The sequence below is a fragment of the Streptomyces sp. NPDC059785 genome (assembly GCF_042732375.1).
Lineage (GTDB): Bacteria > Actinomycetota > Actinomycetes > Streptomycetales > Streptomycetaceae > Streptomyces.
This window is the reverse complement of record NZ_JBHWHV010000047.1, coordinates 73,607-83,415: the sequence shown is the minus strand read 5'-3', so window position 1 is coordinate 83,415 and position 9,809 is coordinate 73,607. Positions and strand designations below refer to the sequence as shown.

The following is a 9,809-nucleotide window of genomic DNA, read 5'->3' as shown; positions in this document are numbered from 1 at the left end:
AGGGAGCGGGACCCATCCATGGAAGTGCGCCCCGGGCAGACGCCCGCGCACTCCCGGTCGTTGATCCCCAACACCACGACGAGGGACACGATCCTCGGCGTCGAAGACATCGAACAGCGCGCCCTCCGACCGCACGACGTGCGGATCCGGATGCGCGCCGCTGGCATCAACCCGGGCGGCGCAAAGATTCGCACCGGAGCCCTGCACGAGCGCTTCCCGGACACCTTGGCCTCCGGACAGGGCAGTGACCTTCGTCGTCACTGCGGCCTCAGGGGGGAAGTATCGCCGTCCAACTGGTCCGCCGCGTCGGCACGCACGTGATCGCCATCGCCTCGCCCCGGCACCAGGACTGGCCGCGGGACCAGGTTGCGACCGTCGTCCACTACGGCAAAGGCGTCGAGGCCCGCCTCAGGCGGGCCGCCGGGCTGACGTCGGCGGTGTTCCTCGACCTCCACGGAGGGGACTGTGTGCGCCTTGCTGTCGGCCTCGGGTTTTCCCCGGGGTGGATCAACACCATCGACTACGAGGTCGCCGCCGCACACGGGAGGCGGTCGGACGCGAGTGCCGAGGGCCGCGCAACCGTGTGCACCTGGACCTGCTCACCGCGGACCCGGAGGCCGCGGTCCGGCGGCTGACCGCGCTGGGCGCGACCGTTCAAGCCAGGCATACGGACAACGTCGTGCTGACCGGCCCCGAGGGCGACGGGTTCTGCCTGCCCGTGACAGACCGCCAGGCAGCCGCGGGACACGGCGTCTGGTCACGCGCGCAGCCCGTCCACCGCCGTGTCGATCGCGGCCAGCGCTGCGCTTCGATCGAGGCCCGCTCTCGATACGAGCGACAGGCCCTGGACGATGTAGAGCAGGAGCTGTGCCTGGGCCTCGGGGGAGGAGTCGGCCGTGACCTCGCCGGCTGCCTGGGCGCGGCGTAGCGCGTCGGTGACGATCTCGGTGAACCGGCGGTACGAGTGGGTCACGACCTCTGTGGCCTCGCTGTCCTGGGGGACGAGTTCGGCGGTGGTGTTGCCGACCAGGCAGCCCTGCGGCACGCCGACGTCGGAGATCAGTTCGTCCAGCCGCGCCGGGTGGGTGAGGATTTCGCGCAGGGCGGGCAGGAGCGGGGCGGTGTCGAGCGCGGTGGTCAGGTGCCGCTCGTACACCTCCCAGTAGAGCCTGACGGCGTCCAGGTAAAAGCGGCGCTTGTCGCCGAACGCTCCGTAGAGGCTGCCGCGCTCGACGGCCAGCACGTCGACCAGGTCCTGGACCGACGTCGCCCCGTATCCCCGGGACCAGAACAGTTCGAGTGCGCGCTCCAGCGTCTGTTTTTTGTCGAACTCGCGGGGGCGTCCGGTTCGTGCCACGCGGCCAAGACTACGACTTCTTGACTCGACGTTCAAGAAGTCGTAGCTTCGGCCGCGTTACTTCTTGAACGGACGCACAGAAGTCGCTCGGCCAACGGTCGGCGTGAAGGGCGAAGCAATGGAATACGCAGGCAAGACGGCACTCGTCACCGGGTCCGGCGCGATCGGCGGACTTGGGCACGCGACGGCCAGGGTGCTGGCCGCGGGCGGGGCCGACCTGATCCTCACCGGCAGCGACGCCGAGCGAGGTGCCCAGGTGGTGGCGGACATCCGCGCGGCCGGTGGCGGCTCCTCCACCGGCACGGTGCGGTTCGTCGTCGCCGACCTGTCCGACCCGGCGGCCGTGCGGCAACTGGCCGACGGCGCCGGAACCATCGACATACTGATCAACAACGCGAGTGTGATGACGTTCGCCCCGACCCCCGGGCAGGACCTCGCGGGCTACGAGACCGCCTTCGCCGTCAACGTGCGCGCACCGTTCCTGCTCACCGCGCTGTTCGCGGAGAAGATGGCCGCGGGCGGCGGCGGCAGCATCGTCAACATCAGCTCCACCGCGGCCGGCCTCGGTATGCCGGGCATGGCCGTCTACGGCGCCACCAAGGCGGCGCTCGAATCGCTGACCCGCACCTGGGCGGCGGAGTTCGCCGAGTCGAACGTACGGGTCAACGCCGTGGCCCCGGGGCCGATGCGCACGTCCAAAGTGGTCGCGGCGATGGGCCCGGACATGGGCGGCATGGGTCTGACCACCGCGCTCAAGCGCACGTCGGACCCGAATGAAGTGGCTGAGGTGGTCGCCTTCCTCGCCGGTGACCGCGCCAGCTACATGACCGGAGCGATCGTGGCCGCTGACGGCGGCCGGACCGCGATCTGAGGAGGTCAGAACAGTGAATCGTCTTGCAGGGAAGCACGCTTTGATCACCGGAGGAACGAGCGGTATCGGCCTGGAAACGGCCCGCCAGTTCCTCGCCGAAGGCGCGACCGTCGCCATCACCGGCCGCTCCCCAGAACGGCTGGACGAGGCAGCCCGGCAACTGGAAGGCCCGCTGCTGACCATCGTCAGCGACGCCGGCGACGTACCCGGCCAGGCGGCACTCGCGGCACGGCTGCGGGAGGAGTGGCCGAAGCTCGACATCCTGATGAGCAACGCCGCCGACGTCACCCACCTACCGCTCGACGCCTGGACCGAGGAGGCCTTCGACAGGCTCGTCGCGACCAACCTCAAATCGCCGTTCTTCCTGATCAGAGACCTGCTGCCGCGCTTCTCGCAGCAGTCCTCCATCATCCTCGTCGGTTCGGTCTCCGCGTACATAGGACACGAGAACGCGACCGTCTACGGCGCGGCCAAGGCGGGCCTGCTCTCCTACACACGCGGCCTGACCTACGAGCTGAAGGACCGGGGCATCCGCGTCAACGGACTGAGCCCGGGCCCGACCGTCACCAACGCCTTCGCCCCCCTCGGGCCCGAACGACAGGCCGCCCTCTATGAGGAACTCCGGCAGACGGTCCCCCTCCACCGCCTGGGGACCGCCACGGAGCTGGCGAAGGCGGCCGTGTACCTCGCCTCGGACGAGTCCGCTTACACCGCAGGCACAGTACTGCGAGTTGACGGGGGGATCGGGGAGCTGGCGTATTGAGCAGCCTGAACAGCCCCGGTTCGAGTGAGAGGAACGCTCCGGGACAGGGGCTGTCTTCGTCGGTGGGGCGCTCGCCCCCCGCGATGGCGTCGGCCAGGAGCCCGGCAGCGTCAGCGCCGTGCGGGTCGGCGTAGCTGGCGTGATCGCTGACGTCGAACGGCGCACCGTTCGCGGTGACGGTGAAGCCGGGGACGGCGGTGGCCGCCTTGCCCGCCAGTGCGGTGTTGAGGCGGCCGGCGTCGCGGGAGGCAAGCCAGGTCTGGGTGCAGGGACCGAGGCGGAGCAGCGTGTAGCCGGTGCCGTTGGCTCGGCGGACTCCGACGTGGACGCCGTAGAGGGCCGGGCCCATGCCGACGTCGTCGGGGAGGGGCAGGTTCGCGGCGGCGTGAGTGAGCGGGGCGAAGGCCGGCTGTCAGGTGCCGAGGATTTCGGTGGTCTCGCAGCGCAGCCAGCCTCGGTCGGTGTAAGCCGAGCCGGCGGCCGTGGAGGTAGGCCGCTGCGTGCGGGGTGTCGGGGTGGACCAGGGCGACGGCGATCCGGTCGGGGCCGTGGTTGTCCCGGGGCGGGTGCGGGCACGCTCAAGGAACGGGCCGACCTTCACGGCGATGTCCTGGCCGGTGCCAGGCGTCCAGGGTTCCGCGTTGCGTAGAGCTGCTACGGCGGCGCGCGTCACACGGAACGCGTCGACGGCGGCCCGGTCTTCGGGGGTGAGTGCGTCGGCGGCGGGGGAGAGGCTGTAGCGGGCGAGGAGCGGATCGCGGTGGGTATGCAGCAGGGCAGCACGCCGCATGCGTACCGGGCCTCAAGCAGTACCTCGCCCGCGACCAGGAGCTGCCGGAGCTGCCGGTCCGCCCGGGGGCCGTGCGACCACCACCGACGACCTCATTCGTGAAGGACTCCGCTACCTCCTCGACCAGAGCGACGAGTACATCGGCGCCAACCCCAAGGAGCTCCATCAGGGGAAGATCGACCATGTCGTCATGACGTACCCGACCGTCGCCCGCCCGTGGTACGCCGCCGACTGCGTGAACTGGTCGGATCCGGCGCCGAGGAGTCGACGGGCTGGGTGTCGCGATCGTGGACACCCGGTTCGACGAGGCTGTGGCGGCGGCGCTTTTCTTCATCATGCGCGATTTCGGCGGGGACTTCGGGGCAGGCGTCGAGGCGTTCCGGGCCCGCTGCCGACCGACGCCCGGCAGGGAGCACTCCTGGCGGCAGAACATCCTGGTGGTGGATATCGGCGGCGGCACCACTGACCTCGCCGTCATCAACCTGCAGTTGCGGGACGGGACCCCGGACCCCGCACCCGGCCAGGACACCAGGTTCACCGGGCGACTCTACGTCCTCACCCCGACGCTGCTCGGCTCGACAGGCAACTGCAGCTGGGCGGGGGCCTCATGGCGCTGCACCTCTTCCGCTGGTACAAGGCGGCCTTCGCGGATCATCTGCTGACCCGGTGGCCCGACCGCTACGAGCTGGCCCTCGCCGCACGGAAGGAGCGGGACCGGGACTATGTCGTGGACGGCCGGTACCTGGAGGGGGCGCTGCTCAACCGGAGTCCGGACGAGGACAAGTACCCGCACGACCTCGTGGAGCAGGTCGTGCCGTTCCTCCTGACCTTCTGGTCAGAGCCCTGGTCCTGCTCCAGGCCGACCTGCTGGAACGGCTGCTGCCGGTCAGACACCTGCGCAGCCAGCCCCGCGTGGTCAAGCGCAAGATGTCCAACTACCGGTTCAAACGGGCCGGACACTGCGCCTGGCCACAGCCAGCTCTCGCCGGAGCACGAGCCGTCCACATCCAACGACCTCGATCCGCGAGCCCGTGAAGCAACAGCATTGCCCCTAGCCTCGCCGTTTCGGTTGAGGCGCTGAGACGTCGCTGCCGGGTGGCCGACGCGATCTCGATGTTCGGGCATGGCGGAGTCCCGGCGCGGTGGTCGGGTTCTGCAAGGTCCTTCGGGTCGTGGTGGGCCAGGGATCGCCGGTCAGCCGGCGGGACGGGGCAGTGCGGCGAGGCGGTGGAAGGCCGTGGTCAGTTCGTGTCTCCAGGGCCAGGTGGCCGATATTCGCAAGCGCAGGTGTCGGCTGCCGCGGGTGAGGCGGGCGGCGACGTGCAGCAGCCGGTAGCGGAGCTTCTTCGGCTCGGCGGCGGCCAGTTCTCCGTCCAGCAGCAGGACGCGCGTCCAGGCCAGCAGGTCGATCGCCGTGAGGCTGAGTTCGAGCCAGACGGCGTTGATGCCGAAGTTTCGGGAGGGGAAGCGGCCGAAGCCGGTGGTCTTGCCGCACCGGATATGGTCCTCGACGCATGCGTGCCCGCGGTGGCGGACCTCCAGGAACTGTGCGGATCCGCCCCCGGAGTGCGGGGTGTCGGTGAGGAACACCTGGTGCCGCAGGCCCTCGTCCTGGTCGAACAGGGACAGCTGGGCTCCGAGGTGCGGACGCTCACGGCGCACGATGACGCGGGTGCCGTCCGGGTAGCCGGCCAGATCGACCATGCCGGTCAGCTCGGCGACCTCGGCGCCGTCACGCAGGGTGCCGTCCTGGTCAAGGGCGGGATGCCAAAGGCGGTCGGGCATGGCCCGCACTGCGGGGCGGACCGGCTCGGTGATGGCGTATCCGACCGAGAAGAAGGTGTGAATTCCTCGTTTCCGCAGGTTGCGGACGTGGGTGAGGAAAGCTTTCGCGGATCCGGCGCTGTCGGCGCGGACGAGGATGTCGGTGCCGTGCCGGTGGGCGTCGGGGATCTGCGCGATTGCCTGGTCGAGGACGGTGATGTGGTCGGCGGCGGTGTTGGCGCCGGAGTTCCCGGGCCGCAGCCGTCCTGACACGGCCTCGCCGGTGTTCGCGAGGAAACACAGCAGCGGGTGGAAGCCGAAGCCGCCCTTGTAGGTGGGTGCGGCCTGCTCTTTCTCGGAGTGGCAGGTCACCAGCGTGGCGTCGAGGTCCAGGACCAGGCCGGGAAGTTCTCGTCCGCCGGCCCGGGCGGCGGGTATGCCCTCGCCGGTCTCGGCGGCCTGCATCCAGGCGACTTCCCGGGCTGAAGCGCGGGCCGCTCGCAGTGAGGCGAGCGCAGCCTCGTCGATGTCGGCCAGCAACCGCCAGGCGGTGGGTGTGGAGGCGACCGGGCCGAACACCCCTGCCTGGTCCCGCAGCACGGCCAGGTCCGCGATCGCCTCACCGCCGTCGGCGAGCATCACCGCGAGATCGGTGGCGACCCGTCCCGGGTCGTGCCCGGTCCCGCGCGGCCGGAGCGGCCGGAGAGCGGCGCAGTACGCGGCGGTCAGCCCTGTGGCGTCAGCGAGATCCGCCAGCAGTCGTGCCCCGGCATGCCCGACCACCCCCGAACCATCGGCACTGACATGGACCTTGGGACGCAACCCGATGCCCTGCACGTAGAAAGTGCCCTCCGCCTGGACCGACAGAACCCCTCAGCAAGGTTCATCGTCCCAGTTCAGGAAGGCACTTTCGCGTTTCCGCCCCAAAGCCGGCCGTCCCCAAGTGAAACGGCGACCCTAGGTAGAGGGCACGGCGCCGGAGAGCAGCGCCCGTCCGCCGCGAGCGTGGCTCGGCGCTGCCTGCTTGGCAGTGGTGGCGTCCAAGCATTCCAAGGCGTTTGCCTTCGGGAGCCGGGCGCTGCTGTCGGCGGCGATCACCCTGGCAACGATGTGTCTGCACTTCCGGTGCGGCGAAGCCCCATTCCCCTCCGCCCCCGACGGGGGTGACGGTGCGCATCCAACGCGTCGCGATCAAGCCGCGCTCACCCTGGTTGACAGTGTCCACCTGGCTCGCTAGGTTGACGTTGTCAACCAGGAGGTATTGATCATGTCCACGATCCTCATTACGGGCGGACACTCAGGCATCGGCCTGGCGGCGGCCCGTGAGCTCGCAGCCCAGGGAACTGACCTGGTACTGGCCGGACGCAGCGCGCAGCGCATGCAGCCGGTCAAGGATGAACTCACGGCGAAGTACGGGGTGTCGGTGACCTTGCTGGCGCTCAACACGTCATCACTGACCTCGGTTCGCGATGCGGCTGCCGAGGTGGCCAAGCTCTGTGAGACAGGCGAGGTCGGCTCGCTCGCCGCGCTCGTCTGCAACGCCGGGGGCCGTTTCGACGGCGAGGTCACCTACAGTCCCGAGGGCTACGAGACCACGTTCGCCACGAACTACCTCGGGAACTTCCTGCTCGTCGATCTACTGCTGCCGTATCTGGGGGAGGCGGCCCGGGTCGTGTTCACCGCCAGTGGCACACACGATCGGGACTCGATGGACGGCAGGATGGTGGGTGCCGCTGTCGAGCCGGACGCCGCACTGCTGGCCAATGACGGCAAGGACGGCCGCAAGGCGCTCAGCGCCGGTAAGCGCTATGCCACCTCGAAGCTGTGCACGATCATGTACGCCTACGAGCTGGACCGCCGTCTCCGCAGTGCCGGGAGCACGGTGCTCTCGATCGCCTACGACCCGGGTTCCGTGCCGACCACCGGGTTCCTGCGTGGCATGCCCAAGGCCGTCCAGTGGTTCGCTGCCACCTCGGTGTTCTCGTGGCTGACCAAGCGCATCGGTGGTGTCGTCTCCGACGTCGAGTTCTCCGGCGCCTCCCTGGCCGCGCTCGCGAGTTCTCCGGAGTACGGGGACCGCTCCGGTGAGTACTTCCAGGCCAACGACGGAACCTTGTCCTCTGTCCGCTCCGCCCATCTGACCTATGACAGGCGGCGTGCGAAGAAACTGTGGGAGGACTCGGAGCGGCTCGTCGCACGGACGGCCGATGACGAGGAAGCCGGCCGAGTCCGATGAGCACCGCGCAACGGCTGGTCGCGGCAGCCGCGGAACTTCTCGACGAGGGCGGGCAGGCGGCTGTGACGCTGCGCGCGGTCGGCTCCGCGACCGGGGTCTCGCACAACGCACCCTATAAACACTTCACGAGCCGCGACGACCTGCTCGCCGCTGTCGCCGCGGCCGACTTCACCGCGATCGCCGAGTCCTGGAGAACGATCGGGGAATCGTCCCTGGACCCGGTGGAGCGCCTGCTCGACGCGCTCGATGTCGTCATCCGGTTCAGCAGGGACCATCCAGCGCGCTACCGGCTGCTCTTCGGCACGCCCGACGTGGCCGCGCAGGGCGGAACCCTGGGTGAGGCCGCCGAGACGGCGCTGCAGGTGTTCTCCAACATCGTCGTCGACTGCCAGAAGACCGGCGCCCTTCCATCGTCCTCCAGCAACAACCTCGGGATCATCATTTTCGCGACGGCCCACGGCCTGATCGATGCCGATGCGAGCGGCCGACTGCGGTCCCGGTCCGGCTGGACCGATGTCCGGGCAGGACTGCGGTTCCTGATCGGTCTCCTCCGCGATCAGCCGCCCGGACACACATCACCCCCCACCACCCTGTCGGACACATCCACCCAGGAGACACGAGAGGTATGACCACTACCGAGGTACCGACCTTCTCCCTCGCCGAGCGCGACCGCCGCTACACACTCGCGAGGTCCTTCATGGCCGACGAAGGGCTGGATGCGCTGCTGGTCTACGGCGAGCACGAGGACGCCGGCCCAGCGCCGGTCGCCTACGACATCTGGTTCACCAACAGCCGACCGGGATCACTCGTCATCCTCCCGCAGGACGGTGAGCCGATCTCGCTCATGCCAGGTCCCATGTTCATGATGGACCATCTCGAAGCCTCCCGGCGCGGTGAGGAGATGTGGATCCCGCCGCACAACCTGCGCGGCACCCGCCATTCCCCCACCATCATCGAGACGCTGTCCGAACTGGGCCTGGAGAAGGCTGTCATCGGCGTCGTCGGCCTCGGCGCGCACCTGCCGTGGAACCCGGAGGGGATCATTCCGCACGGTCAGTGGAGCCGGGTCCTCGACCGGTTCCCCGAAGCGGAGTTCCGGCCCATCGACCTTGCCTTCGGGCAGCTCATCATGCCCTTGGGCGAAGAGGAGATCGCCGTGCTCCGGCACTCCGCCCGGATCGGTGACGCCATGGTGCGGGCCATGGTCGCAACTGCGGCGCCCGGCGTCCCGGAGAGCCACGTCTATGCGGCGGGCATGGCCGAGGGCTACCGGAACGGCTCGATGCCGCCGTCGATGCACCTGTGGTCCGGTCCGGATGTGATCGCCGCCGGAATCCCGTCGTGGGGACAGCGTCCCGAGGCGCCGCGCATCCTCGCCGAGGGCGACGTCATCTACGCCGAGGTGTTCTCCAACTTCGGCGGGCGCCACACCCAGAGCCAGGTCACCATAACCGTCGGCGAGGTGCACGAGGACTTCCACCGCGCCGGCCGCGTCGCCCGCGCCGCCTACGACGCAGGGCTGAGCGCCCTGCGCCCCGGCCGTACCTTCGGGGACGTCGTCGAGGCCATGCACGAGCCCATCGACGCTGCCGACGGCTGGCCCTTCCTCATCGCCGTCCACTCGCTCAACCCCGGCCTCTCGGTGGGCAAGGGCCGAGGAGTCTTCAGCACCCTCCCCGGCACCGAGGGATACCCGCGCGTCTTCGACTACCCCGCCTTCCTCGCAGAGATGACACTCGTACCGGGCATGAGCTTCGCCTTCGAGCCGAACTACGCCTACAACCGCCACCTCGCCCACCTCGGCGGCACTGTCCTCGTCGGTGAGGACGAACCCATCGAACTCAACCCCTACTCCGCCCAGCTCCTCTCCGCAGCGGGACACGGAGCCGCCTCATAGCCCCTCCTCGAACCCGAAAGCTGTCGAGATCGGTGGCGACCCGTCCCGGGTCGTGCCCGGTCCCGCGCGGCCGGAGCGGCCGGAGAGCGGCGCAGTACGCGGCGGTCAGCCCTGTGGCGTCAGCGAGATCC

At 69.5% G+C, this 9,809-nt stretch carries 9 protein-coding genes and 2 pseudogenes; 8 read left to right on the top strand and 3 right to left on the bottom strand.

The annotated features are described in order from the left end of the window. A pseudogene (locus ACFV6E_RS30290) lies at positions 1-321 on the top strand (hypothetical protein); the annotation flags it as partial. After that, positions 245-655, top strand: a pseudogene (locus ACFV6E_RS30285) (VOC family protein); the annotation flags it as partial. The pseudogenes ACFV6E_RS30290 and ACFV6E_RS30285, both read left to right, overlap by 77 nt. 102 nt (positions 656-757) lie before the next feature. On the opposite strand, the gene ACFV6E_RS30280 reads toward ACFV6E_RS30285, so the two are convergent. Beyond that, positions 758-1,357, bottom strand: coding sequence for a TetR/AcrR family transcriptional regulator (locus ACFV6E_RS30280; RefSeq protein WP_385465895.1), 600 nt, complete (start codon positions 1,355-1,357; stop codon positions 758-760). 118 nt (positions 1,358-1,475) lie between these two features. Here ACFV6E_RS30280 and ACFV6E_RS30275 point away from each other — a divergent pair, with 118 nt between their 5' ends. Next, positions 1,476-2,228, top strand: coding sequence for an SDR family NAD(P)-dependent oxidoreductase (locus ACFV6E_RS30275; protein WP_385465892.1), 753 nt, complete (start codon positions 1,476-1,478; stop codon positions 2,226-2,228). Positions 2,229-2,241: 13 nt separating this feature from the next. Next, positions 2,242-2,991: an SDR family oxidoreductase gene (locus ACFV6E_RS30270; protein ID WP_385166514.1), complete on the top strand. Its 750-nt coding sequence runs from the start codon at positions 2,242-2,244 to the stop codon at positions 2,989-2,991. A 412-nt stretch (positions 2,992-3,403) separates the two neighbouring features. Here ACFV6E_RS30270 and ACFV6E_RS30265 read toward each other — a convergent pair whose 3' ends face one another. Continuing rightward, positions 3,404-3,781, bottom strand: a complete 378-nt coding sequence (locus ACFV6E_RS30265; protein ID WP_385166512.1) for a hypothetical protein — start codon at positions 3,779-3,781, stop codon at positions 3,404-3,406. A 287-nt stretch (positions 3,782-4,068) separates the two neighbouring features. Between ACFV6E_RS30265 and ACFV6E_RS30260 the strand changes: the two genes are divergently transcribed. Then, positions 4,069-4,443 (top strand): virulence factor SrfB, encoded by a 375-nt coding sequence (locus tag ACFV6E_RS30260; protein ID WP_385166510.1) that lies wholly within the window; start codon positions 4,069-4,071, stop codon positions 4,441-4,443. 532 nt (positions 4,444-4,975) lie between these two features. Here the strand turns inward: ACFV6E_RS30260 and ACFV6E_RS30255 are convergent. Beyond that, complete coding sequence (locus tag ACFV6E_RS30255; RefSeq protein ID WP_385465907.1) at positions 4,976-6,412, bottom strand: IS1380 family transposase; 1,437 nt, start codon at positions 6,410-6,412, stop codon at positions 4,976-4,978. Between the two features lie 400 nt (positions 6,413-6,812). On the opposite strand from ACFV6E_RS30255, the gene ACFV6E_RS30250 reads away from it, so the two are divergent. From ACFV6E_RS30250 to ACFV6E_RS30240, 3 genes are read left to right on the top strand one after another with little or no spacing between them, the layout of a single operon-like run. Beyond that, positions 6,813-7,781, top strand: coding sequence for an SDR family NAD(P)-dependent oxidoreductase (locus tag ACFV6E_RS30250; RefSeq protein WP_385465889.1), 969 nt, complete (start codon positions 6,813-6,815; stop codon positions 7,779-7,781). Further along, a complete protein-coding gene (locus tag ACFV6E_RS30245; RefSeq protein WP_385465886.1) occupies positions 7,778-8,410 on the top strand; it encodes a TetR/AcrR family transcriptional regulator in 633 nt (210 codons plus the stop codon). The genes ACFV6E_RS30250 and ACFV6E_RS30245 overlap by 4 nt, the downstream gene beginning before the upstream one ends. Beyond that, positions 8,407-9,678, top strand: coding sequence for a M24 family metallopeptidase (locus ACFV6E_RS30240; RefSeq protein WP_385465883.1), 1,272 nt, complete (start codon positions 8,407-8,409; stop codon positions 9,676-9,678). Before ACFV6E_RS30245 ends, ACFV6E_RS30240 begins: the two co-directional genes overlap by 4 nt. Positions 9,679-9,809: the final 131 nt, after the last annotated feature.